The 20,994-nt window shown below is 70.5% G+C and carries 25 protein-coding genes and 2 tRNA genes; 14 read left to right on the top strand and 13 right to left on the bottom strand.

What is annotated here, in order from left to right:
- Positions 1-15: 15 nt before the first annotated feature.
- From DQW50_RS11205 to hisB, 3 genes are all read right to left on the bottom strand, one after another.
- On the bottom strand, positions 16-912 hold the full coding sequence (locus DQW50_RS11205) for a YkgJ family cysteine cluster protein (protein ID WP_112079362.1): 897 nt from the start codon (positions 910-912) through the stop codon (positions 16-18).
- A 163-nt stretch (positions 913-1,075) separates the two neighbouring features.
- Positions 1,076-1,435, bottom strand: a complete 360-nt coding sequence (locus DQW50_RS11200) for a hypothetical protein (protein ID WP_112079361.1) — start codon at positions 1,433-1,435, stop codon at positions 1,076-1,078.
- 99 nt (positions 1,436-1,534) lie between these two features.
- Entirely contained in the window at positions 1,535-2,131 is a 597-nt protein-coding gene (gene hisB / locus DQW50_RS11195; protein ID WP_112079360.1) for an imidazoleglycerol-phosphate dehydratase HisB, read from the bottom strand.
- 86 nt (positions 2,132-2,217) lie between these two features.
- On the opposite strand from hisB, the gene DQW50_RS11190 reads away from it, so the two are divergent.
- Both DQW50_RS11190 and DQW50_RS11185 read left to right on the top strand, forming a co-directional pair.
- Positions 2,218-3,669, top strand: coding sequence for an APC family permease (locus tag DQW50_RS11190; RefSeq protein WP_112079359.1), 1,452 nt, complete (start codon positions 2,218-2,220; stop codon positions 3,667-3,669).
- The gene (locus DQW50_RS11185; protein ID WP_112079358.1) at positions 3,662-4,435 is read left to right on the top strand and encodes a universal stress protein; all 774 of its coding nucleotides are present in this window, start codon (positions 3,662-3,664) and stop codon (positions 4,433-4,435) included. The genes DQW50_RS11190 and DQW50_RS11185 overlap by 8 nt, the downstream gene beginning before the upstream one ends.
- Before the next feature lie 78 nt (positions 4,436-4,513).
- Here the strand turns inward: DQW50_RS11185 and hisA are convergent, their stop codons facing one another.
- On the bottom strand, positions 4,514-5,260 hold the full coding sequence (hisA, locus tag DQW50_RS11180; RefSeq protein WP_112079357.1) for a 1-(5-phosphoribosyl)-5-[(5-phosphoribosylamino)methylideneamino]imidazole-4-carboxamide isomerase: 747 nt from the start codon (positions 5,258-5,260) through the stop codon (positions 4,514-4,516).
- A 128-nt stretch (positions 5,261-5,388) separates the two neighbouring features.
- On the opposite strand from hisA, the gene pcm reads away from it, so the two are divergent.
- Positions 5,389-6,057: a protein-L-isoaspartate O-methyltransferase gene (pcm, locus tag DQW50_RS11175; RefSeq protein WP_112079356.1), complete on the top strand. Its 669-nt coding sequence runs from the start codon at positions 5,389-5,391 to the stop codon at positions 6,055-6,057.
- Positions 6,058-6,111: 54 nt separating this feature from the next.
- Entirely contained in the window at positions 6,112-6,942 is an 831-nt protein-coding gene (locus tag DQW50_RS11170; protein WP_112079355.1) for a protein-L-isoaspartate O-methyltransferase, read from the top strand.
- A gap of 37 nt (positions 6,943-6,979) precedes the next feature.
- Here DQW50_RS11170 and DQW50_RS11165 read toward each other — a convergent pair whose 3' ends face one another.
- A complete protein-coding gene (locus tag DQW50_RS11165; RefSeq protein ID WP_112079354.1) occupies positions 6,980-7,447 on the bottom strand; it encodes a carboxypeptidase regulatory-like domain-containing protein in 468 nt (155 codons plus the stop codon).
- Between the two features lie 146 nt (positions 7,448-7,593).
- Between DQW50_RS11165 and DQW50_RS11160 the strand changes: the two genes are divergently transcribed.
- The 4 genes from DQW50_RS11160 to DQW50_RS11145 all read left to right on the top strand — a co-directional run bounded on the left by DQW50_RS11160 (position 7,594) and on the right by DQW50_RS11145 (position 9,866).
- Positions 7,594-8,709, top strand: a complete 1,116-nt coding sequence (locus DQW50_RS11160) for an ATP-binding protein (RefSeq protein ID WP_112079353.1) — start codon at positions 7,594-7,596, stop codon at positions 8,707-8,709.
- Positions 8,710-8,756: 47 nt separating this feature from the next.
- On the top strand, positions 8,757-9,104 hold the full coding sequence (locus tag DQW50_RS11155; RefSeq protein ID WP_112079401.1) for a CrcB family protein: 348 nt from the start codon (positions 8,757-8,759) through the stop codon (positions 9,102-9,104).
- Entirely contained in the window at positions 9,101-9,463 is a 363-nt protein-coding gene (locus tag DQW50_RS11150; RefSeq protein ID WP_112079352.1) for a CrcB family protein, read from the top strand. Before DQW50_RS11155 ends, DQW50_RS11150 begins: the two co-directional genes overlap by 4 nt.
- A 76-nt stretch (positions 9,464-9,539) precedes the next feature.
- Entirely contained in the window at positions 9,540-9,866 is a 327-nt protein-coding gene (locus tag DQW50_RS11145) for a hypothetical protein (protein ID WP_112079351.1), read from the top strand.
- A 40-nt stretch (positions 9,867-9,906) separates the two neighbouring features.
- On the opposite strand, the gene cca is transcribed toward DQW50_RS11145, so the two are convergent.
- Positions 9,907-11,271: a CCA tRNA nucleotidyltransferase gene (gene cca, locus DQW50_RS11140; RefSeq protein ID WP_112079350.1), complete on the bottom strand. Its 1,365-nt coding sequence runs from the start codon at positions 11,269-11,271 to the stop codon at positions 9,907-9,909.
- Between the two features lie 120 nt (positions 11,272-11,391).
- Here cca and DQW50_RS11135 point away from each other — a divergent pair.
- The 3 genes from DQW50_RS11135 (at position 11,392) to DQW50_RS11125 (ending at position 12,140) form a co-directional block, all read left to right on the top strand.
- A tRNA-Asn gene (locus DQW50_RS11135) sits at positions 11,392-11,501 on the top strand.
- 61 nt (positions 11,502-11,562) lie between these two features.
- On the top strand, positions 11,563-12,036 hold the full coding sequence (locus DQW50_RS11130) for a group I intron-associated PD-(D/E)XK endonuclease (protein ID WP_112079349.1): 474 nt from the start codon (positions 11,563-11,565) through the stop codon (positions 12,034-12,036).
- A 28-nt stretch (positions 12,037-12,064) separates the two neighbouring features.
- Positions 12,065-12,140, top strand: a tRNA-Ile gene (locus tag DQW50_RS11125).
- Between the two features lie 117 nt (positions 12,141-12,257).
- Here DQW50_RS11125 and DQW50_RS11120 read toward each other — a convergent pair.
- Positions 12,258-13,121, bottom strand: a complete 864-nt coding sequence (locus DQW50_RS11120) for a TIGR01548 family HAD-type hydrolase (protein WP_112079348.1) — start codon at positions 13,119-13,121, stop codon at positions 12,258-12,260.
- A gap of 100 nt (positions 13,122-13,221) precedes the next feature.
- Complete coding sequence (locus tag DQW50_RS11115) at positions 13,222-13,677, bottom strand: UPF0146 family protein (protein ID WP_112079347.1); 456 nt, start codon at positions 13,675-13,677, stop codon at positions 13,222-13,224.
- Positions 13,678-13,716: 39 nt separating this feature from the next.
- On the opposite strand from DQW50_RS11115, the gene DQW50_RS11110 reads away from it, so the two are divergent.
- The 3 genes from DQW50_RS11110 (at position 13,717) to DQW50_RS11100 (ending at position 15,853) form a co-directional block, all read left to right on the top strand.
- Positions 13,717-14,238 (top strand): archaemetzincin family Zn-dependent metalloprotease, encoded by a 522-nt coding sequence (locus tag DQW50_RS11110; protein ID WP_112079346.1) that lies wholly within the window; start codon positions 13,717-13,719, stop codon positions 14,236-14,238.
- A gap of 95 nt (positions 14,239-14,333) precedes the next feature.
- Positions 14,334-14,633, top strand: a complete 300-nt coding sequence (locus DQW50_RS11105; RefSeq protein WP_112079345.1) for a DUF6432 family protein — start codon at positions 14,334-14,336, stop codon at positions 14,631-14,633.
- A 68-nt stretch (positions 14,634-14,701) separates the two neighbouring features.
- Positions 14,702-15,853 (top strand): aminomethyltransferase family protein, encoded by a 1,152-nt coding sequence (locus DQW50_RS11100; RefSeq protein ID WP_112079344.1) that lies wholly within the window; start codon positions 14,702-14,704, stop codon positions 15,851-15,853.
- A gap of 234 nt (positions 15,854-16,087) precedes the next feature.
- On the opposite strand, the gene DQW50_RS11095 is transcribed toward DQW50_RS11100, so the two are convergent.
- The 5 genes from DQW50_RS11095 to secF form a co-directional block, all read right to left on the bottom strand.
- Positions 16,088-17,266: an inorganic phosphate transporter gene (locus DQW50_RS11095; protein WP_112079343.1), complete on the bottom strand. Its 1,179-nt coding sequence runs from the start codon at positions 17,264-17,266 to the stop codon at positions 16,088-16,090.
- Between the two features lie 2 nt (positions 17,267-17,268).
- Positions 17,269-17,397 carry a hypothetical protein gene (locus DQW50_RS18640; RefSeq protein WP_255417636.1) on the bottom strand — a complete coding sequence of 43 codons (129 nt, stop codon included), beginning with the start codon at positions 17,395-17,397 and terminating at the stop codon, positions 17,269-17,271.
- 457 nt (positions 17,398-17,854) lie between these two features.
- Positions 17,855-18,364, bottom strand: coding sequence for a metallophosphoesterase (locus tag DQW50_RS11090; protein ID WP_112079342.1), 510 nt, complete (start codon positions 18,362-18,364; stop codon positions 17,855-17,857).
- 85 nt (positions 18,365-18,449) lie between these two features.
- Entirely contained in the window at positions 18,450-20,060 is a 1,611-nt protein-coding gene (locus DQW50_RS11085; RefSeq protein ID WP_112079341.1) for a preprotein translocase subunit SecD, read from the bottom strand.
- Positions 20,060-20,944, bottom strand: a complete 885-nt coding sequence (secF, locus tag DQW50_RS11080) for a protein translocase subunit SecF (RefSeq protein ID WP_112079340.1) — start codon at positions 20,942-20,944, stop codon at positions 20,060-20,062. The genes DQW50_RS11085 and secF overlap by 1 nt, the downstream gene beginning before the upstream one ends.
- Positions 20,945-20,994 lie beyond the last annotated feature (50 nt).

The raw sequence follows: 20,994 nt of genomic DNA, 5'->3' as shown, positions 1-20,994 counted from the left end.
ATGCCCGGCGCGGGCTCACGCGAGGTCGTCCCACCCCGGCGTCCCCGGCGCGCCGACGTCGTCCTCCACCCCGCGAACCAGCCGTTCGCGGGCGTCGTCGTCGAAGTCGACGACCTCCCCGTCGGCTCCCGCCCGCTCGTGCCAGTCGCGGATCGCGTCCCCGGCCCACGAGTCGGCGTCTCCGGCCCGCGACCGCGCGTCGGCCATCCGATCGGGGTCGACGGAGAGCGAGCCCGGACGCGAGCCGGCGGCGGCCCCGACGAACCGGGCACGGTCGTCGTCGGTCGCCTCCTCGTCGCGGAGCAGTGCTACCACGCCCTCGAGGTCGGCCGGGTCGGGGTACGCGAAGACGGTCGATCCGAGCGCCTGCGGGCCGAACGCCGGCGCGGGCAGGTCCGCGGGCGGGGTGTCGTCGAGGAGGCGCTCGCCGCCGCCGCCAGCCTCGACGCGTTCGCACTCGGTCTTCGCGTCGAGCGCGAGGTTGTGACCGGGATACGACGAGCACGTCCGGGGATAGACGTCGTCGCCGTGGATCCGACACTGTAGGGTGGTCGGGTCGAGGAAGACGCAGGCGTCGAGCCAGCGGACGGTCCCGGTACCGATCGGCGCGACGGGCTTCGGCGGCTTGCGGAGGCCGACGACGAAGACCGGCCGGCCCCCGACAGCCGCGAGGTCGATCCCGTCGATCCGGACGCGGTCGTCCCCCTCGGCGGGTTCGAAGAGCCGGGGAGTCATCACGTCGCCCAGTCCGCGGTCGAGGAAGGACACCACCTCGTCGCGGGTGAGCGGCGCGAGGCCGTAGACGTCGTCGAGCGGCGGCCGCCGGCCGCCTCGGCCGGAGCCGGCGGCCTCCGGAGCGAGCGGCCGCCAGTCGACACAGCAGCCGGCACACCCCTCACAGCGGAGCTCCATGGGTCACGTGTGTGGACGGTTCGCACGGCTAAAAGGGATCGGGCGAGGGGTGGGCCCGCGGGGCTGGGACGGAGACGGATCCGCCGGGGGACGGAGACGGATCCGCCGGGGGACGGAGGCGGGTCGGCCGGGAGCTGGGACGGAGACGGATCGGTCGACGAGCCTAGTGGATCCCTTCGGAGATCCGTACCGAGCCGTTGATGATCTCGACGACGATCGTCCGGTCCGGGTCGTCGGAGACGCGAACCGTCGCCGTTTCCGGCTCCGCATCGTCGACGGCGGCCGTGACGGCGTACTCGCCGGGCTGGAGGAGGTTCACCGAGCTGCCGGACTGGTCGGGGAGCAGCCGGTACTCCGCACGGTGGCAACGCTCGCCGTCACGGCGGATCGTCAGCCGGACGTCGTGTGCCGTTTCGGGGTCGTGGTTGCGGACGTGGAGGTCCTCGCTCTCCAGCCGCCAGCGGGTGGTGGCGTCGGTCGTCGCGGACGTCCGGAGGAGGCCGGACGGGGACAGTCTGACCATACGCGATCGTTCGGCGGGAGGGGACATGGGTGTCCCGGAGGCTGAAACGCGCGTTTGTGAGAGCCGGTGACAAACGGCGACCCGCGTCCCCGTGGCGCGCTAGAGTGCGCCCTTCGTGCTCGGCGTGTCGCTCCGTCGCCCGTCGATCCGCGTCGCGTCGTCGAGGGCGCGCGCGAGCGCCTTGAACAGCGCCTCGACCTCGTGGTGGGCGTTGTCGCCCGTCTCGACCGCAGTGTGGAGCGTGAGTCCGGCGTTGTGCGCGAGCGAGAGCGCGAAGTGGTCGGCCATGACGCTCGTGAACCCGCCGATCGACTCCTGGGAGAACTCGCCGGAGAAGTCGTAGTATGGCCGTCCCGAGACGTCGACGACGACGCTCGCGACCGCCTCGTCGAGCGGGACCCGCCGGTCGGCGTACCGCCGGATGCCGCGTTTGTCGCCGAGCGCCTCCTCGAACGCCTCGCCGAGGCAGATCGCCACGTCCTCGACGGTGTGGTGGTCGTCGATGTGGGTGTCGCCGTCACAGCGGACGGTGAGGTCGAAGAGGCCGTGTTTCGCGAACGCCTCGAGCATGTGGTCGTAAAAGCCGATCCCGGTGTCCACCTCGCTCTCCCCGTCGCCGTCGAGTACGAGTGTCAGGTCGATCGTCGTCTCCGCGGTCTCCCGGGAGACGGCCGCGGTCCGGTCGTGCTCGCCCATACCGGCCCGTCGGCGGCGGCTCTTAAGGCGGTTGCGGGTGGGACGACGATGGCTATTTGGCCCGCGCGGGAGTGGGTGTTCGCGGGATGGTTGCTCCAGACGGTTCCGAGGCCCGCGACGGCTCCTCAGCAGAGGTGGGGGGCCCGCCGACCGACCCCGCCGGCCCGGACGCGATCGCCGAGATCGTCGACGCCGACACCGGCGAGGGGGAGCTCGAACGGACGATCGGGCTCTCAGGCGGGCTCGCGATCGGGATCGGGACGATGATCGGCGCGGGGATCTTCGTGTTTCCCGGGATCGCGGCAGGGAACGCCGGACCGGCCGCGTCGCTGTCGTTCGCCATCGGCGCGGTCGTCGCACTGCTCGTGGCCCTGCCGACCTCCGAGCTCGCGACGGCGATGCCGCGCAGCGGCGGCGGCTACTTCTTCATCTCGCGGGGGCTCGGAACCGCGCCGGGCGCGATCGTCGGGATCGGGCTCTGGCTCGGGCTCGTGTTCGCGTCGGCGTTCTACCTCGTCGGCCTCGGGAGCTACGCCGGACAGGTGTTCCTGGAGGCGGGGATCGACCTGCCCGTCGACCCCGCGGTGCCTCTCGGGGTCGCGTTCGGAGCCGGCCTCACGGCGCTCAGCCTCTTCGGGACCGAGAACACCGCGTCGCTCCAGAACGGGATCGTGGCTGTCCTGCTCGTCATCCTCACGCTGTTCTTGAGCTACGGGAGCCTCGACGCGCTCGGCGTGTTCGGAACGGAGAGCACTCCGGAGCGGTTCTTCCCGCCCGGCGGACTGCTACCGGTGCTCCAGACGGCGGCGCTCGTGTTCACCTCGTACCTCGGCTTCGCACAGGTGGCGACCGTCGCGGGCGACATCGAGAACCCCTCGCGGAACCTCCCGCTGGCGATGGTCGCGTCCGTCCTCGTCGTCGGCGTCTTCTACGTCGTCACGGTCTTCGTCGCGACGAGCGCGTTCGGTAGCGCCCGTCTCGGCGAGTTCGGCGAGACAGCCATGGTCGAGGTCGCCCGCGAGTTCGTCGGGTTGCCGGGGGCGATCGCCATCGTCATCGCCGGCCTGTTGGCGACGTTCTCGAGCGCGAACGCGTCGATACTCAGCGCCTCGCGCGCGGTGTACGCCGTGAGCCGGGACGACCTCATCCCCGCGACCGCGAGCCGGATCAACCTCCAGTACGGGACGCCGCACGTCGCCTTGGGGCTGGCCGGCGGGCCGATCGTCGTCCTCACGGCGACCGGGCAGGTGGAGCTGCTCGCGGAGGTCGCCTCCTTCCTCCACCTCGTGATGTACGGACTGATCTGCGTCACGCTGGTCCGGCTCCGTCGCGAACGGCCCGACTGGTACACGCCGTCGTTCCGCTGTCCGGCCGGCCTCGCGGTCGCCGGCGTCGGGGCGCTCGCGAGCTTCGCGCTCATCGCGTTCATGCGTCCGGCCTCGATCGGCGTCGGAGTCGCCGTCATGGTTACAGCCTACGGCTGGTACCGGTACTACGCGACGGACGTCGAACTCGAGGGGAGATTCGAACATGACTGACACGACACGACCGGACGACCCGACAGGAACCGAGACCGACCGCCCCGCGGTGCTCGTCCCGCTGGAAGTGCTGGAGGGCGAGTCGCTCCCGACCGGCACTGCCGAGCTACTCGCGAACGCCCACGTCGTCCTGTTGGGGTACCACGTGCTCCCCGAACAGACGGCCACGGAGCAGGCGAGAGAGCAGTTCGGCGGGACCGCGATGTCGAAACTCGAGGAGTTCGCCGGCGCGCTGGCGGACGCCGGCGCCACCGTCGAGACGCGCCTCGTGTTCACTCACGACGAGCGGACGACGATCGATCGGCTCATCTACGAACACGGCTGCCTCGCCGTGCTCGTTCCGAACGGCACCGAGCGCGTCGAGTCCGTCCTCGTCGCCGTGCGCGGGACCGTCGGGATCGACCGAAACGCGCGGCTCGTCGCCGGCCTGTTCGCCGGCACCGACGTCGCGGTGACGCTCTACCACGTCCTCGCCGACGACGAGACCGTGGACGACGCCGAGACCCTGTTGAACGGGGTGAAGACGGAACTCGTCGAGCGCGGCATGGACCCCGACGGGATCGGGACCCTCGTCGAGGACGCCGAGGTACCGGTCGACGCGATCGCCCGCCACGGCGAGGCCCACGACGCGGTGGTCATGGGCGAGACTGACCCGTCGGTCACGACGTTCGTCTTCGGGATGCCCTCCGAACAGGTGGCGGAGCGGTTCCTCGGCCCGGTGCTGGTCGTTCAACGCGAGCGACCAGCGGACGCCGCCGGCGAGTGACGGGCCGACCGGATCGCCGTCGTCGCCCACGGATCGCCGTCGGCTTCCACGGGTCCCGGTCGACCTCGCACCCGACGCTCAGGCCTCGTCGGCGGCAGCCTGCGCCTCCCGCAGCGTGAACTCCCCCTCGTACAGCGCAGTCCCCACCACGACCGCCGCCGCGCCCGCCTCCTTCAGCGCGACTACGTCGTCGACGCTCGCGACGCCGCCCGAGGCGATCACGGGGACGTCTACCGCCTCGACCACGCTCTCGACCGCCTCGCGGTCGATCCCCTCGAGCTGGCCTTCGACGTCGACGTTCGTGAAGAGGATCGCGCCCGCGCCCAGCCCCTCGTAGCGCGCGGCGGCCTCGGCGGGGTCGAGGCCGGTTCCCTCGGTCCAGCCGCTCACGACGACCTCGCCCTCCTTCGCGTCGAGGCTGACGACGACGCTGCCCGGATGCGTGTCGTCGATCGTTGCGACGATCTCCGGGTTCTCGACCGCCGCAGTCCCGAGGATCACGCGGTCGATGCCCGTATCGAGGAGGCTGTGGGCGTCGTCGGCGGTTCGGATCCCGCCGCCGAGCTGGAGCCCGATCCCGTCGCCGACGGCGTCGATCACCGCCCCGATCGCGTCCGCGTTCGCTCGTTCGCCCTCGAACGCGCCGTCGAGGTCGACCAGGTGGAGCGTCCGTGCGCCCGCGTCGGTCCACCGCGCCGCCGCCTCGACCGGATCGCCGTAGCGTTTGCCCGTGCCACGCTCGCCCGCGACGAGCTGGACGACCTCGCCGTCCTGGACGTCGACTGCCGGGATCACCTCGAACTCGGAAAAGTGGGCTCGATCCATACGGGAACCCAGTCGCGGCCACCGATTAACGTTTGCGAGGCTGTGTCCTCTCCCGGGGGTATCGCGGTCCACGAGGCGTGCGGCTTCCCGCCGACAGCTTCTCGTCGCTCGTCATGTTATGGGATGTCATGGATGACGACGAACACGCGCCGGATCGCGATCTGCTCGTCGGACAGCTCCGACGGCGGCTCGACGTGTCGGAGGGGACGTTGTCGGCGATCGCGGCCGTCCCTCGCCACGAGTTCGTCCCCGAGGCCGAGCGCGACCACGCGTACGAGGACCGCCCGCTCCCGATCGGTCACGGCCAGACGATCAGCGCACCGCACATGGTGGCCGTCATGACCGACCTCCTCGAGGTCTCGGCCGGCGACCGGGTGTTCGAGGTCGGGACCGGTTGCGGGTACCACGCTGCGGTCGTCGCCGAGGTCGTCGGCGACGGGAACGTCTACAGCGTCGAGTACGTTCCGGAACTCGCCGAGGCTGCCCGGGAACGGCTGGACCGTCTGGGGTACGACGTGACCGTTCGGGCCGGCGACGGCCGGACCGCGTTCGCTGACCGGGCACCGTTCGACGCGGCGTACCTGACCTGTGCCGCTCCCGGGGGAGTCCCCGACGAGATCGTCGGGCGGGTGCGCGAGGGCGGCCGTGTCGTCGCCCCCGTCGAGGCCGGAGGTGGCGGGGGTGGGCTCCTCGGTGGCCGGATCGGCGGCGGACAGCGGCTCGTCCGGCTGACGGTCCGCGCGGACGGCGTCGACCGCGAGGACCACGGCGGGGTCAGGTTCGTCCCGATGAGGTGACGACGGGCCCGCACGGAGCGTGCGGTTTTAGACCACCGACCGCCGAGGACGGTCATGGACGAAGCGGCGCTCCGGGCGGACATGATCGAGGGGCTCGAACACCAGCTGGGCGAGCCCCTCGGTGCGTCGGTGCTCGCGTCCCTCCAGGCGGTTCCCCGCAGTGCGTTCGTCGACGACGCGCCGTACGCGAACGACACGCGCGAGGGCGCGGAGACGCGTGCGCTCGCTCCCGCCACGGTCGCGCGGATGCTCACGGCGCTCGACGCCGACGAGGGGGACGACGTGCTCGTCGTCGGCGCGGGGATCGGCTACACCAGCGCGGCGCTCGCGGAGATCGTCGGGGCGCGTCACGTCCACGCGGTCGACATCGACCGGCGTGCCGTCCAGCTCGCGCGGTCGAACCTCGGGGACGCGGGCTACGACGCCGTCCTCGTCGACCGCCGTGACGGGGCGCGCGGGCTCCCCGAGTACGCCCCGTACGACCGGGTCCTGATCGAGGCGGCGGTCGTCACGCCGCCGCGGGCGCTGTGTGACCAGCTCGCCGACGGCGGCCGGATAGTGTATCCCCGCGGCACGGCGGTCCAGACGGTCGTCGCCGTCGAGCCCGTCGGCGACGGTGACCCAACGCCCCATGACAACCCCGCCCCCGACAGCGACCCCGCCCTCGACAGCGACCCCGCCCCCGACAGCGACCCCGCCCCCGACGGTTTCCGCACGGTCGAGGAGCTCGGCCCCGCTCGGCTCCGGCCGATGCTCGTCGACGGCGAGCAGGGTTGGAGGGAGCGGAACCGGACGCGTCGGGAGGACGCCGAGTTCGCGGACCGGGGGTACTTCGCGACGTCGGGGTGGGAACAGGACTGGATCGACTGGGACGACCGGCTCTAGCCCGCGGCGGTCGGCCGGAATCGCCGGACGTCCAGCGTCACTCCGCGACGACGAGCACCTCGGTGTTTTCGCGCTCGTCGACGAAGTCGCTCCCGGCGGGCGGTTTGATGTCGACGGTGAGCGTCCCGTCGAGCTGGTTCGGCCCGAGCTCCGGGGATACGTCGACGTTCGCGACCCCGTCAGACCCGGATTTCGCGGTCGCGAGCCCGTCGATCTGCGCGGATCCGCTACGGACGATCACGGTCGCGTCGGAGACGCGGTTCCCGTCGGGGTCGACGACCGCGATCTCCAGCGTCTGTGACCCCGTGGTCGTCACCTCCGGTTCGGGCCGTGCGTCCACCTCCGTCGACGAGAGGCCGTCGATGTCGCCGATCATTCCCATCATCACGCTGAGGCTCGCGACGCCGACGACGAGGGCGATCACCAATCTGATCGGCAACCCTTCGATCGCACGGCTGTCCGCGAGAAACGCGCCGATACTCGTGTCCGACTTCGAGTCGAGCATACGACCGGTGGCCGCGGATTCGTATATAAGGAGTCGGACGGCATGGGGGCCACCTCGTCACATCCACACGTCGCGTCCTCACGCCGCACCGTGTGCGGTCGACCCGCCCTCCGACACCTTTTATCGGATATCGCGCCATCCCGCGTATGAACGTTCTCGGCCGTGTCGACGGGGAGGGCGGATCGGAGACTCGATCGCCGGCGACCGTCCACCTCGGCTCGTTCCTGGCGCGGGACGGGAGCGACGGGGCGACCGTCGGGATCGACGCGGACGAGCCGCACGCGGCCGTCGTCCTCGGGAAGCGCGGCACCGGAAAGTCGTACACGCTCGGCGTCCTCGCGGAGGGGCTTGCGGACGCGACCGGGGTGGCTCCGGTCGTGGTCGATCGGATGGGCGTGTTCGGCGGGCTGACCGAGGCCGGCGGGCGGGTCCTCGAGCCGGTCATCCGGCCGACCGCGATCCCGGCCGTGGTCTGGCCCGACCTCCTCGGCCTCGATCCCGCGGGCGGGCCCGGAAGCCTGCTGTGGCGGGTCGTCGCCGACGCGGTGGGGACGGCGGGAAGCGACGACGGCTCTCCGTCGATCGAATCGCTCCGGTGGGCCGTCGCCGAGGCCGACGCACCCGATCGAACGCGCCGAGCGGTCCGGAACCACCTCCGGTTGGCCGAGTCGTGGGGCGTCTTCGACGCCGCGGCCCCCCCGGTCGCGTCCCTCGTCGCGAGCGGCGCCCCGACGGTGCTCGACCTGTCCGGCGTTCCCGACGTCGCCGCCGGGGCGGTCGTCCGGGCGGTCGCCCGCGGGCTGTACGACGCGAGAGTGGCGGGAACCGTCGACCGGCTTCCCTGGCTACTCGTCGACGAGGCCCACGCGTTCTTCGACGGCGTCGCCGACCCGGCGCTGCGGACGTTGCTGACGCGAGGACGGGCGCCGGGAGTGTCGCTCGTCTGTGCGACCCAACGACCGAGCGCGCTCCCGGACGTCGCCGTCTCGCAGTCCGACCTCGTCGTGGCACACCGGCTCACGGCCGGTCCGGACGTCGACGCGCTGGCGACGGCGGAGGCGACGTATCTCGCCGGCGACCTCACCGATCGCCTGCCGACCGGAACCGGCGAGGCGCTCGTCGTCGACGACGCGAGCGAGACGGCCCACACGGTCCGTGTCCGGGAACGACGGACGCCACACGGCGGGGGGAACCCGCGCGCGGGCGACACGGAAGCCGCCCGGAACGAGCGGACGGCACGGGCCGACCGACCGGGTCCGTGACCGACGGACATCACAACACCCAACTCGATCCGTCCGGAGACACGGTCATGGAGCGAACGGCCCTCGGCGTCGGCCTCGTCGCGCTCGGTGGGTTCGTCGGCGCGCTGGCGCGGCACGGCGTCGACGTGCTCGCCGGCGACGTGACCGGGCTCGGCACGCTCGCCGTGAACGTCGCCGGGTCGTTCGCCCTCGGATTCCTGATCACGCGGTCGGTCGGCGCGCGGACGCGACTCCTCGTCGGGACCGGCGCGATCTCCTCGTTCACCACGTACAGCACGTTCACGGCCGACGCGGTCGCGCTCGGCACGCTCGGCGGGACGACCTACGTCGCCGTCACTTACGGGCTCGGGTTCGCGGCCGCGCTGTCCGGGCTCGCCGCCGGGAGGCGATCGTGACGCCGACGAACCCGCTCGTCGGAGCGCTCGCGGTCGGCCTCGGCGGCGCGGCGGGCGCGACGTGCCGCCACCTGGTCGGGCTCGCGGTTTCCGGCCGTCGCTCGCTCGTCGCCGTCAACGTCCTCGGGAGCCTCGCGCTCGGCGGCGTGCTCGCAGCACCGGTCGGCTCCGCGACCGCCCTGGCGCTCGGCGTCGGGTTCTGTGGCGCGTTCACGACGTTCTCGTCGTTCGCGGTCGAGACGGTCACCACTGCGGAGAGTGGGGAGTCGGACGTCGCCGCCACGTTCGCCCTCGGCGTCCTCCTCGCGTCGATCGGCGCCATCCTCGTCGGGTCGACGCTCGTGACCGCGTGGACGTAGGAGCGAGACACGGGACTACCGGCCACGACCCGGACGGAGCGACAGTTACAGGACGGCCGGGACCGTACGGCACGGCGTGAACGACGACGCAGCCGCATCGACGGGACCGCCGAGGGAGGACGGCGGGTCCGACGTCGCCGATCCGGCAGAGACGGACGCACCGAGGGACGCCGCCGATGTCGACTTCGCGGACCTGTCGCTACCACAGCGGCTGTTCGTCGCGGCCGTCCAGAACCCGACGCGGGGTATCGTGATCGCGGTGCTGTTCGCGTTCGGGTTCTCCTTTTACGTCGCGCTCTGGATGGCGTTCCCTCGAGTCAGTGCGCTGTTTTCGGCCGTCGGCGTCGTCGTCGTCCTCGTCCTGCTCGGGCTCTATTACCTGCTGGCTCGCCTCCTCGATTGATCCGGGGCGTCCGTAGTCGATCGAGGTCCCGTCCGCGATCTCAGGGGTGCGGTTCGTAGAACTCCCGGAGGTCCCTCCCGAACCGGTCGGCGAGCGTCGCCACGGCGTCGCCGACGAGGACGTCGCGGTCCGCGAACGCCGGCTCGATCCGGGCGCCGAGCGCGATGTCGCCGGCGGCGTCGCTCTCGAGGTACTCGCGGACCGTCGTGAACTCCCGTTCGCGCTCGACGACGTAGCGGTTGCCGTCGATGAACGGCCCGTACGTGTCGGGGTCGACGTCGTCGGCGTACGACTCGTAGAAGCGGTCGGCGTGTTTCCGTACGGCGACCGGCGGCCCCTCGTGGCGCTCGACCGCTGGCCGTCTCGGCGTCTCGACCTCGACGTACAGGACAGCCCGTTCCCGGTCGGTGCCGACCATCGCCCGCGCACGAAGCGTCTCGAACCCGCGGTCGTCCAGCCCGCGAACGGTCCCGTCGAGCGACCGGCGGAGCTGTGGCCACAGCTGGTCGTCGACGACGTCCGGGGCGTCGAAGACGACGGCGACCGGCGTCGTCTCACGTCTGTCGAGGTGGTCGCGAACGGCTCCCGCATCGAGCGGCTCGGTCGTCCCCGGTTCGAACAGCTCCTCGCGGGGGGTCGCGAGCAGGTCGCGGGCGTAGTGTTGAAACCGCGCCAGGTTCGCCGTCGACAACACCGCCGCGACGTTGCGCGTCGGGTCCGTCGGGTCGACGACGACGAGCGGGTCCTCGAACGTCCGTTCGGCGTGCCCCTCGGGGTCGAACTCCATCGGCGGGTGCCAGCTCCGGGCGGACTCGACGAGCGGACGGAACCCGCCGAGTTCGGCGACGAGTAGCTCGGTGAGGTATCCCGAGAAGCCCTCGGTCCGGAGGTCGCTGCCGTACGCGCCGATCCCCTTCAGAAACGCCTTCGCGACGACCACGTCGTCGGCGAGGTCGTCGTCGAGCCGCGCCGAGAGGTACGCGTCGTGGAAGGGGGTGCGGTCGACGGCGGAGATCAACTCACCCGCCTCCGCGACGTCGTGACAGGGGACCAGATCGACGTCGAAGCCGTCGTAGGTCCCCTTCACGTAGGGGTGTTCGGCGTACTCCTCGTGGCCGTCGGGAAGGACGGCGTGGCCCACCGCGAGCCCGTACTCCTCGAGTTGCTCGCGGTCGAGATCGGCCGGGAACCGTACGAAGAGGTCGATGTCGCGGTCGCCGGAGACCCACGTCCCGCGCGCGGTCGAGCCCACCTGGACCACGTCGGCCGTGACGGGGAGGTCGTCGATCGCTGTCCGCGTGCGCTCGGTCAGCTCGGCGGCCGTCGCTCGCAACCGTTCGCGTTCCGCCGCGTCCGGGAGGACGCGCTCGCGGACGCGCGACAACACCGCGTCGAGGTCGGCCATACGCCGGCTTCTCGCGGTCCGGCCGAAAGCGTGTCGGTCGGCGGGTGGGGTATCGGCGTTCCCGGACGGGGCGGGCGGAAACGAAAGCCCTATCAAATCCAGTCGAGTACCTCGAACCGAGCCGAAGTAGCTCAGTTGGTAGAGCGCCTCGCTGTTACGACGGTCGGCGGACGGTCCCCCCGAACGTCACAGTCACGAGGCGGTCCCAGGTTCGAGTCCTGGCTTCGGCGCCTTCTTCCGCGTTTCCGAACTCGACCATGCGTTTTGTACGATGACGACTCAGCCCGTAGTATGTCGCGTTTCGAGCAGTACGATCGACTCGAAGAACCACAGAAGCGGGGGCAGGCCACGGAAGCGATCGTGAAAGCGGAGTTGGTGACTCGCGGGGTGCCGGTTCTCGTGCTCGAATACGACAACGAACCGTACGACTTCGTGATGGAGATCGACGGCTGGTTTCATCGTGTACAGTCGAAGACGGCGTTCGAAGCGACCACGAGCGGCGCGGTACGGTTTCGGACCCGAAGCGTCCGAACGAAGAGTTCCGGATACGAACGAGAGGGGTACGAGGGGAAGATCGATCTCTTCGCGGTGTTTGCGCCGATCCGTGAGGAGATCTACCTGATCCCGATCGAGGACGTCGGTGAGACCCAGATGACGATCCGGTACGCGGCGGCCGGAAACGGGAACACGAAACGCGTCAACTGGTATGAAGAGTATCTGCTCGACGAAGTGCTTCCGTCGCTCGGTTGGAACCCGGTAGGCTAAAGGGCAAACAGGGGTTACCCGTCGAGCAGGGCCTTTAGCTTAGTCCGGCTCAAAGCGATTCGCTCATAACGAATTGATCGCCGGTTCAAATCCGGCAAGGCCCACTTCTCGCGGCGAGCGGTTTCGCGAGCCGCGAATGCGGAGTGGCGGATTTGAAGCAGGGAGTGGAGCGAAGCGGAACGACTGCGGTTCAAATCCGGCAAGGCCCACTTCTCGCGGCGCTATTCGAGGAGTGTCACCAGTCCGTTCACGTCCTCGAGGACCGCGTCGGCCCCCGCCTCGGTGAACGCTCGGGTCCCGTCTTCGCCGGTCAGTCCGCCCGTCAGGACGCCGATCGCGTAGTAGACCCGGGCGTCGTCCTCGCGGTCCGCGTTGCGGGCGGTCCGCACGTCGTCGAGGGTGTCGCCCGCGAACGCGACCCGTTCGGCGTCGAACCCCTCGGCGAGTTCGACGAGCGCCCGCGGGTGCGGTTTCCCCTCCTCCCAGTCGTCCATGGTGAACCGGTGGCGGTCGGGGACGTCGAGGCCGACGCGGTCGAGCGCGATCTCGGCCTCCGCGGCGGGCCGTCCCGTCAACACGCCCACGTCGAACCGGTCGGTCAGATCCGCGAGCGTCGCCGGCTCGACGAGCGTGGGTTCGTCGTGGATGTAGCCCGTCGTCGTCACCGGCGGGTCACTGCCCTCGAGCTCGCGGTACAGCTCCTCGCCGAGATACAGCGCTTGGAAGACGGCGTGGAGGCGGTCGGTGTCCCACTGGTCGCGGACCCGCGCCTGCGCGACGTTGGGGAGGTCGGCGACGACGCGTTTGGCCGCCTCGAGGCCGCCGCCGCCCGCGGCGATCCGGTCGGTGAACGCCCCGACGTCCATCCGGAGCCCCTCTCTGCGGGCCACCACGAACAGCGCGGCCGCGTACGTCAGCTCCCAGTCGTTGTTGAACCCGCCGGCGTTCTTGAACGACTGGATCGCCTCGTGGTCGATCGTCTTGCCACACACGCGGTCGACCGACTCGACGATCGCCCGGCGGTAGGAGTCCGCGACGTCGACCAACACCCCGTCGATATCGAGCACGACAGCGTCGACCTGCATACCCGTAGGCCGGCAGGGGGAGAAATGAACGTTCGGGTTCCCGCGGTCCGCCCCGCGACCGGCGAGCCTGCCAGGGAGCGCTCCGACCCACGGAAGCGGATCACGGGGATGGGGGCGTACTCGTGCGTGCGACGTAGAGCGTCGAGTCGGGGAGCGACCGGCGCTCGACGGGGACGACCGGCTCCTCGAACCCCAGCGTGGTGAACAGACAGGCTGCGTCGAGCCGGCGCGCCAGCTCGACGGTCGGCCGTTGAAGCTCCGCCGGGAGGCGGCGGGCGTACACCGCGTCGATCCCGCCGTCCGCGCCGATCGCGTCCGACGGGTCGTGTGCGTCCGCGAGCGCGATCACGTCGCCGTGGCGGGCGCGGAGCGATCCGGCGGACCCCCCGGTACCTCCGTCGTCGCCGTCGTCGACCGCGACGTCGATGGCGATCACGTCACGACCGCGGTCAGCGAGGGCTTCGGCGACGCCGAGACGGTCGCCGCTGCCGACCTCGAGGAGTCGATCGAACCGGTCGAGTTCGGCCACGAGCGCACGACGCGAAGGGGATTCCACGGCGGGGGGTTTATGACCGCGGCGGTCAAAAGCCGTTCCATGCTCGTGGACATCGTGCCCGTCGGGGAGGTTTCCCCGCGAGTGAAGCGGGAGGCCTCCGGTGTGTTACGGTCGGTCTACGACTGTGACGTAACGGTCCACGACGACCAGGACGTCCCGGAGACCGCCTACGACGCCGGACGGGGACAGTACCGCGCGGAGGAGCTCATCGAGGTCGTCAGCAGGGTCGGCGGCGGCGAGAAGAACATCGGGATCACGCCGCGCGACCTCTACTACCGGCGACGGAACTACGTGTTCGGGCTGGCGTACCTCAACGGTAGCGGCTCGGTGATCTCGACGCACCGCCTCCGAACCTCCTCGGACGGCGGCGTGTCGACGAAACCCGCGATCGACGTGTTCGCCGACCGCGTCCGCAAGGAGGTCGTCCACGAGGTCGGCCACACCCTCGGTCTGGAACACTGCGACAACAGCAAGTGCGTGATGTCGTTTTCGCCCACGGTCCGCGAGGTCGACGTGAAAGAGGAGAACCTCTGTGGGACCTGCTCGCGGTTCGTTCGCTGAGTCGGCCGCCAGGCGGTCGCAATCCCGGCAGTCAGTGAGTCGTCTCGACCCGTACCGCCGGTAGAGGTAAACCCCGTCCGATCCATATCCGGAGTATGGCCGCAAAGCCGGAGTACCGCGACCGACCCGACGTCCAGGTCGCGCTGCTCGACGCGCTGGTCGACCGCGGCGACGAGGGAATGACGGTGTTGGAGCTCCGGGCAGCCGTCGACGCCGACATCGACGCGGTCGAGGACGCGCTCTCCGCGCTGAAGGAGGACTCGCTCATCACCGTCGAGAGCGGCGACCGCGTCCGCGTCTATCCGCACGACCGGGTCGTTCCGGACCCCGATCCCGACACGGAGCGACCGACCGGTGGGCTCCTCGAGACCATCCGAAACCGCCTGGGACTGTAGCCGCTCGACGGCTCTTCCCCGAACCCACGAACCGCGGCCTTTTGACCGTGCCGCGACTCGGTACGGCCATGACGCTCGTCTCCGACGCCCACGCCGGTCACGGTGCGGTCTACCGCGATCGCGGGGGCAGACAGGTCGTCGACCACTACGGCAAGCCCGCCCGCGTCGGGAAGGCCGTCAGAAACGTCGTCGGTACGATAGAGATGGGTTACGGGGTGCTCTCGGTCACGGGCGACGACCGGGTGGAGTTCGTCGACAACGCCGTCAGCAACCGCGTCCCCGGGACGGACGGCCACGGGGTGTACGCGCTGTTGTGTGACCCGCAGGGTGGCATCGAGACGGACATGTACGTCTACAACGCCGACGAGCGCCTGCTCGTCTTCGTTCCCCCCGAGCGCGCGGCTCCCGTCCTCGAGGACTGGTCGGGGAAGGTCTTCATCCAGGACGTGGCGATCGCGGACGTCTCCGAGGAGTTCGGGGTGTTCGGCGTCCACGGTCCCAAATCGACCGAGAAAGTCGCCTCGGTGCTCGGCGGGCCGGGCGCGCCCGAGGAGCCGCTGACGTTCGTTCGGGGGTCGATGGTCGACGCCGGCGTCACCGTGATCGCGTCCGACTCGCCGCTCGGCGAGGAGGGGTACGAGGTGGTCTGTACGGCTGCCGACGCCCCCGACGTGTTCGACACGCTCGTCAACCGCGGGCTCAACGCCGCCCCGTTCGGCTACCGGACGTGGGACGCGCTCAGCCTCGAGGCGGGCACGCCGCTCTTCGAGCACGAACTGGAGGGAACGATCCCGAACGTCCTCGGGATCCGGAACGCCCTCGACTTCGAGAAGGGGTGTTACGTCGGTCAGGAGGTCGTCTCCCGCGTCGAGAACCAGGGTCGGCCCAGCCGGCGGCTCGTCGGGCTCGCCCTCGACGGCCTCGTCGACGCCCTCGCCGACGTCGACGGCGACGCGGACCCCGACGGCGTCACGGACCGCCTCCCGAGCCCCGGCGCGGCCGTCTTCGAGGGCGACTCAGCGGTCGGGGAAGTGACCCGCGCGGCGGTCGGCCCCGCGCTCGAGGAGCCGATCGCGTTCGCGCTCGTCGACTTCGACGCCGTCGCGGAGGCGGCCACCGTGCGCGTCGACGGCGCGGAGGTGGACGCGACCCGGGTCGACCTCCCGTTCGTGGAGGGGAGCGCTCGATCCGGACGGTTGCCGACGTACCCGGACGAGTGAGCGTCGATCCGGGGCGGTCGGCGCGCCTCCGAGCGCCCTGCCGGGCGCTCGGAGCCCGCGAGGGAGTCGGTGGTCCGACGCGAAGCGGAGGACCACCGACGAGGCTGGGGAGGCGTGAGGTGCGGTGCCGTACGATCGATGAGACTTCGGCCACGTTCCGATCGGCGCGCACGTCGACGGTTCGACGCGGCGTGACGACTCGGGAGTTCGGGAGACGGTCGAAGTGCGTCGTGCTCACAACACGAGCCGTACCGCGGAGTAGACGCCGAACCCGAGCACCAGCGACCCGACGAGCGACGCGACCCACGCGAGCACGGTGTAGCCCATCTTCGAGCGGCTCACGCCGGCGTCGCCGGCGGCGTACCCCGCGCCGACGATCGCCGAGACGATGATCTCGTTGAACGAGACGGGGATCCCGAACGCGACCGCGGCCTGGGCGATGGCGAACGACGGGATGAGCGCCGCGATCGACCGTCTCGGCCCCATCGAGGCGTAGTCCTGTGCGATCGCCTTGATCATCCGCGGCGCCCCGGTCCACGACCCGGCGAGCAGGCCGACGCCCCCGCCGACCAGTAGCGCCCAGAGCGGCACGCCCACGTCGGAGAAGATCGGCACGAGCGGCCCGATCGCGAGGCCGACCTGCGAGCCGCCGGCCGAGAACGCCACGAGCCCACCCATCGCGAGCAGGAACCGGCGTTGTGCGCCCGCACGGTCGCGTCCGACGTCCACGTAGACCACGGTGGCGACGATACCTGCCACGACGGCGGTCACGGCGACGACGCCGACGGAGCCGGAAACGCCGAGCGCGGTCCCCACTGCCTCGGCGATCGACGCCTGCTCGCCGTCGGGGGCGAGCAACGCGAACCCGACGTTGGCGACGATCACGCCCACCACGCCGGCCAGCGCGGCCGTGAGCGCGCGCTCCGGGAGGCGGTCGCCGATCAGCGTCCGGGCGACGCCGTAGGCGATCCCGCCGCCGACGAACGGGGTGAGCACCCACAGCGTGAGTATCTCGGTGTACTTCGGCCACGCGGGGTCCCCGCCCATCGCGAGGCCGACGCCGACGACCGCGCCCGTGACGGTGAACGCGGTCGCGATCGGGTAACCGGCGAAGACGCCGATGGCGACGAGCACCGCGGCGGTGACGAGCGCGACGATGGCGGCGCTGGCGGTGAGCGTGACCCCGCCGATCAGTTCGGTGCCGACCGCCTCTGTGACGTTCGCTCCCTGGAGGACCGCCCCGAGGAGCCCGAGAACGCCGACGACGAGGCCGGCGCGCATCACCGAGATGGCGTTGGCTCCGACGGCCGGGGCGAACGGCGTCGATCCCGAGGAGCCGGCGCCGATGGACCACGCCATGAAGAGGCTGGCGGCGCCGGCGACGAGGAGTGTGAGCGTCGTGGTGACGACCATCGCTATCGCCGCCCGTCCTCGTACCCTTCACGCAGTCCCATCAGGGTGCGCCGGACGAGGAGGAAGCCGAAGAAGAACAGCCCGAGGAGGCCGACTAAAACGAGCACGAACAGCGGCTCGACCGATATCATACACGGACATCCGTCGGAACCGAGTTAGGCGTTTCGACCCGCCGGCCGGTCCGGAACGGGACGGAACGGGAGGGAACTCGGAGATCCCGTCGGTCACTAAAACGCGTTTTTGTGTCTCGGACACCTATAATACGAGACCGCTCCGATACACGGATGCGACCCCCGCTTCGGCCCTCCGCCGAGTACCGATCGCGATCGGTACCCGGTCCCCGCAAGCGAGACCCACCCCGCCCTCCGTCCGTTCGGACGACCCCCCGTCTTCCGGGCGGTCGACGCCCCCGAGACGACGGTCGTTCCCCCGACGACCGTCCGACCGGGCCGAAGCGGGGAGTCGCGGCCGTCCGTCCCCACCCGTCCGACCGATCCCCCCCTCCGTCGAGACGCGGGACGGACGCGTGTGCGCTTCCTCCCGATACGGACTCGATTACGTCGTCCCGATACGGACTCGACTCCGTCGCTAGCGCTCGATCCGGAACCGCTCGAAGACCTCGCCGTCGGGCGTGACGAGTCGGCCGTCGAGCCCGCCGTCCGCCGACTCGAGTTCCGCGTGGGCCGGCCGGTTCCCCCGCGGCTGGGCGTGGCTTCCCGGGTTCAGGATCGGGACCGCGGTCGAGTCGTCGAAGCGCGGTCGGTGGGTGTGTCCGCAGATCACGGCGTCGGCGTCGCGGCCGCGAGCGAGCATGACGAGCCCGGTGTCGCCGCTCCGGTGTTTGTGTGTCACCGCGAACCGGACGCCGCCGAACTCGACGGTCCGGACCTCCGGCAGTCGGTCCCGGATCGTCACCCCGTCGTTGTTTCCGAACACGGCGCGGAGCGAGTCCGCAGTCCGTTCGAACTCGTCGAGGACGGGTTCACGATAGAAGTCGCCCGCGTGGACGACGAGGTCGGCACCCTCGACCGCCTCGCGGGTCCGTTCGCGGAGCTTCGTGTCGTCGGTGCTGTGGGTGTCGGAGAGGACGACGAGCATGGCGTCCGTTTCCGGCGCACGGCGGTTAAGCGTCGCGGGCGGGCCGAGCGATCGGACCGTCGAGTGCCGGGAGCGGGGACCCTCCTCACCGGATCGTCAACAGCCGGCGGAGGATGTCGCCGTACGCGGGACGCGTGACCAGCACGCCGATGAGCACGCCGAGGATGGTGAAGATGGCGAACCCGGAGAGGTCGCCGAGGCTCAACACCATCAGCGGCGACATGGCGACGATAGTCGTCGCCGCGGCCGCGCCGATCACCCAGAACGCCCGGCGGAACCGCGAGTCGAACACCGTCCGGGAGTTGACCTCGCCCTCGCTCATCACCTCGTCGGCGATGATCACGAGGTCGTCGACGCCCGTCCCGACCACGGCGATGAAGCCGGCGATGACCGCGAGCTCGAGCGGGTAGCCCACGAGCGCCGCGAAGCCGAGGAGCGCGTACACCTCCGCGAGCGCAGTGACGATCATCGGGAGCGCCACCTTCGGCTCGCGGTAGCGGAGGAACACCATGCCGGCGACCGCGAACACGGCGAAGACGCCGGTTATGGCCGAGTAGAGCCGGAAGTTCTCCCCCTGCGAGGCCGAGATGGTCGACGACGTCCCCTGCCCGCTGATGTCGAGTTCGGCCGGGAGCGCGCCCGCACGCAGGTTGATCGAGATGGTCTGCGCGTCGGAGAAGGAGGTGGTCGTCAGCCGGAAGTTGCCGCTGTCGGCCCAGCTCCCCTCCGCCATGCTGCGTGCGAGCCCGTCCTCCATCCCGAACGCGTTGACGACCTCGCCGTCGACGACGAGCAGGAGACAGGAGTCGCTGCCCTCGCCGAGCGCGTCGGCGTCCATGTCGTAGTCACAGCGCGCCCCGCCCGAGGCGCTCGCGACCTCGTACTCGACGGCCGCGTCCTGGAAGCGGTGGGCGGGCGACTGTTCGCCCTCGGGGGCCTCGTTGACGACGGAGACGGGGACGTACGCCCCCGGACCGCCCTCTTGCCTGCTCGCGGTGCCGATGTCCTCGAAGTCGTCCTGGATCAGGACGTTCTCTTCGACAGCGGTCCCGTCCTCGGCCGACGAGTCGGGGTACGCGATGGCGATCTGGACGGTCCCGCGCTCCTCGAGGAGGTCGATCACGTCCTGGCGGCCCTGTCCGGGCACCTCGATCAGGAGGAAGTACTCGCCGGTGACCGACTGGACCTGCTGGACGCTCCCGCCGGAGAGCCCCGCCTCGTTGATCTTGTCCTGGATGACCTGCTCGGCCGCGTCGCGGCTCTCCTGTGTCACGCCGCTTCTGATCCCGTCGTAGGCGTACCCCGAGGCGTCCATCGCAGCGCGGAACTCCTCCTCGCTGACCGAGGAGTCCGTGACCTCCACCTCGCCGCCCTCCTCGGTGGTTTGGACCGCGCTGACGTCACGCGCGGAGGTCTCGTCCAACTCGGCGGCGACGTCGCTCGCGACCTGCGACGGGTTCTCGCCGTCGAACTCCACGTTCGTCGCGGTGTAGCCGAGAAGCGGCGCTCGGACCCGCGTCCCGCCGGCCAGGTCGAGCCCGTACTGGAGGTTCGTGACGCCCTGTGTCGCGTCGCCCTGTGACTCGCCGGGCGCGGTCTGGGGGGCGAACTGCGGGGCGAAGAGCGCGACCGTCGCACCGAGCACGACCACGACGAGGAGCAGCACCCGCCAGTTCTCCTTTATCGGTTCGAACATCAGCGTTTCACCCCCTCGAACTTGTACCACCGCAGCAATGCCACGTTCAACAGGTACGTGTTCATCAGGTCCGCACAGAGCCCGATCGTGAGGATGATCCCGATGTCACGCAGAAGGCCGATCCCGAAGACCGTCGCGACGATCGCCATGACGACCATCGCGGCGATAGAGGTCACCGTCATCGTCACCCCGGTCCGCATCGCGCGGTTCACGGACTCGTAGAACTCGCCCGTTCGGCGCAACACGGAGTTGTTCAACAGGATGTCCGAGTCGACGCTGTACCCGATGATCATGAGGAGGGCCGCGACGATACCCAGCGTCATCTCGATGCCGAGCAGGTTCATCGCGGCGACGGGGATGACCAGGTCGGAGAACGCGGACGCGACGACCGCGATGGAGGGGACGAACGTCCGGAACAGCGCGAACACGAGCACGCTCATCCCGAGGAACGCGAGCCCGATCCCGAAGACCGCCGTCCGCGCGGTGTCGGTGGCGAAACTCGCCGACACCTGGTCTATCGCCTCCGTCTCGAGGTCCGCCGCGTCCGCCTGTTCTTCCAGGTCGCTCGCGAGCCCGTCCGGGTCGTCGTCGCCCGCCCGGAAGGTCACGACGTACACGTCGTCCGCGGGGATCGCGCGGATCGAGTCGGGTTCGCGGTCGAACGTCGTCTCGATCCGCTCCTCGACGTCCCCGCTACCGTCGTCGGCGATCCGGAGCTCGACGCCGCCGGTGAACTCAAGCCCGAGCGTCGCCGGCGCGCCCGTGACGGCGTACCACCCGCCGATCACGACGATCGCCAGCACGAGCACCGCGAGCGGCACGAGCACGAGCTGGCGGTTCGAGTACTCGGTGTAGTCGACCTCCGGTACCTCGATCGCTGTCATGGAACGGGTTCGTCCGTGAGCCCGAATAAGCCTTCTTATCTCCGGGATCG

This window comes from Halorubrum sp. 48-1-W (assembly GCF_003287355.1).
Classification (GTDB): Archaea; Halobacteriota; Halobacteria; order Halobacteriales; family Haloferacaceae; genus Halorubrum.
The sequence above is the reverse complement of the archived record's forward strand: the minus strand, read 5'-3'. Positions and strand labels throughout refer to the sequence as shown.

What these genes read in the sequence shown, in the direction of transcription:
- DQW50_RS11205 (WP_112079362.1), bottom strand. Translation starts at nt 912, where the DNA reads ATGGAGCTCCGCTGTGAGGGGTGTGCCGGCTGCTGTGTCGACTGGCGG.
- DQW50_RS11200 (WP_112079361.1), bottom strand. Translation starts at nt 1,435, where the DNA reads ATGGTCAGACTGTCCCCGTCCGGCCTCCTCCGGACGTCCGCGACGACC.
- hisB (WP_112079360.1), bottom strand. Translation starts at nt 2,131, where the DNA reads ATGGGCGAGCACGACCGGACCGCGGCCGTCTCCCGGGAGACCGCGGAG.
- DQW50_RS11190 (WP_112079359.1), top strand. Translation starts at nt 2,218, where the DNA reads ATGGTTGCTCCAGACGGTTCCGAGGCCCGCGACGGCTCCTCAGCAGAG.
- DQW50_RS11185 (WP_112079358.1), top strand. Translation starts at nt 3,662, where the DNA reads ATGACTGACACGACACGACCGGACGACCCGACAGGAACCGAGACCGAC.
- hisA (WP_112079357.1), bottom strand. Translation starts at nt 5,260, where the DNA reads ATGGATCGAGCCCACTTTTCCGAGTTCGAGGTGATCCCGGCAGTCGAC.
- pcm (WP_112079356.1), top strand. Translation starts at nt 5,389, where the DNA reads ATGGATGACGACGAACACGCGCCGGATCGCGATCTGCTCGTCGGACAG.
- DQW50_RS11170 (WP_112079355.1), top strand. Translation starts at nt 6,112, where the DNA reads ATGGACGAAGCGGCGCTCCGGGCGGACATGATCGAGGGGCTCGAACAC.
- DQW50_RS11165 (WP_112079354.1), bottom strand. Translation starts at nt 7,447, where the DNA reads ATGCTCGACTCGAAGTCGGACACGAGTATCGGCGCGTTTCTCGCGGAC.
- DQW50_RS11160 (WP_112079353.1), top strand. Translation starts at nt 7,594, where the DNA reads ATGAACGTTCTCGGCCGTGTCGACGGGGAGGGCGGATCGGAGACTCGA.
- DQW50_RS11155 (WP_112079401.1), top strand. Translation starts at nt 8,757, where the DNA reads ATGGAGCGAACGGCCCTCGGCGTCGGCCTCGTCGCGCTCGGTGGGTTC.
- cca (WP_112079350.1), bottom strand. Translation starts at nt 11,271, where the DNA reads ATGGCCGACCTCGACGCGGTGTTGTCGCGCGTCCGCGAGCGCGTCCTC.
- DQW50_RS11130 (WP_112079349.1), top strand. Translation starts at nt 11,563, where the DNA reads ATGTCGCGTTTCGAGCAGTACGATCGACTCGAAGAACCACAGAAGCGG.
- DQW50_RS11120 (WP_112079348.1), bottom strand. Translation starts at nt 13,121, where the DNA reads ATGCAGGTCGACGCTGTCGTGCTCGATATCGACGGGGTGTTGGTCGAC.
- DQW50_RS11110 (WP_112079346.1), top strand. Translation starts at nt 13,717, where the DNA reads ATGCTCGTGGACATCGTGCCCGTCGGGGAGGTTTCCCCGCGAGTGAAG.
- DQW50_RS11105 (WP_112079345.1), top strand. Translation starts at nt 14,334, where the DNA reads ATGGCCGCAAAGCCGGAGTACCGCGACCGACCCGACGTCCAGGTCGCG.
- DQW50_RS11100 (WP_112079344.1), top strand. Translation starts at nt 14,702, where the DNA reads ATGACGCTCGTCTCCGACGCCCACGCCGGTCACGGTGCGGTCTACCGC.
- DQW50_RS11095 (WP_112079343.1), bottom strand. Translation starts at nt 17,266, where the DNA reads ATGGTCGTCACCACGACGCTCACACTCCTCGTCGCCGGCGCCGCCAGC.
- DQW50_RS18640 (WP_255417636.1), bottom strand. Translation starts at nt 17,397, where the DNA reads ATGATATCGGTCGAGCCGCTGTTCGTGCTCGTTTTAGTCGGCCTCCTC.
- DQW50_RS11090 (WP_112079342.1), bottom strand. Translation starts at nt 18,364, where the DNA reads ATGCTCGTCGTCCTCTCCGACACCCACAGCACCGACGACACGAAGCTC.
- DQW50_RS11085 (WP_112079341.1), bottom strand. Translation starts at nt 20,060, where the DNA reads ATGTTCGAACCGATAAAGGAGAACTGGCGGGTGCTGCTCCTCGTCGTG.
- secF (WP_112079340.1), bottom strand. Translation starts at nt 20,944, where the DNA reads ATGACAGCGATCGAGGTACCGGAGGTCGACTACACCGAGTACTCGAAC.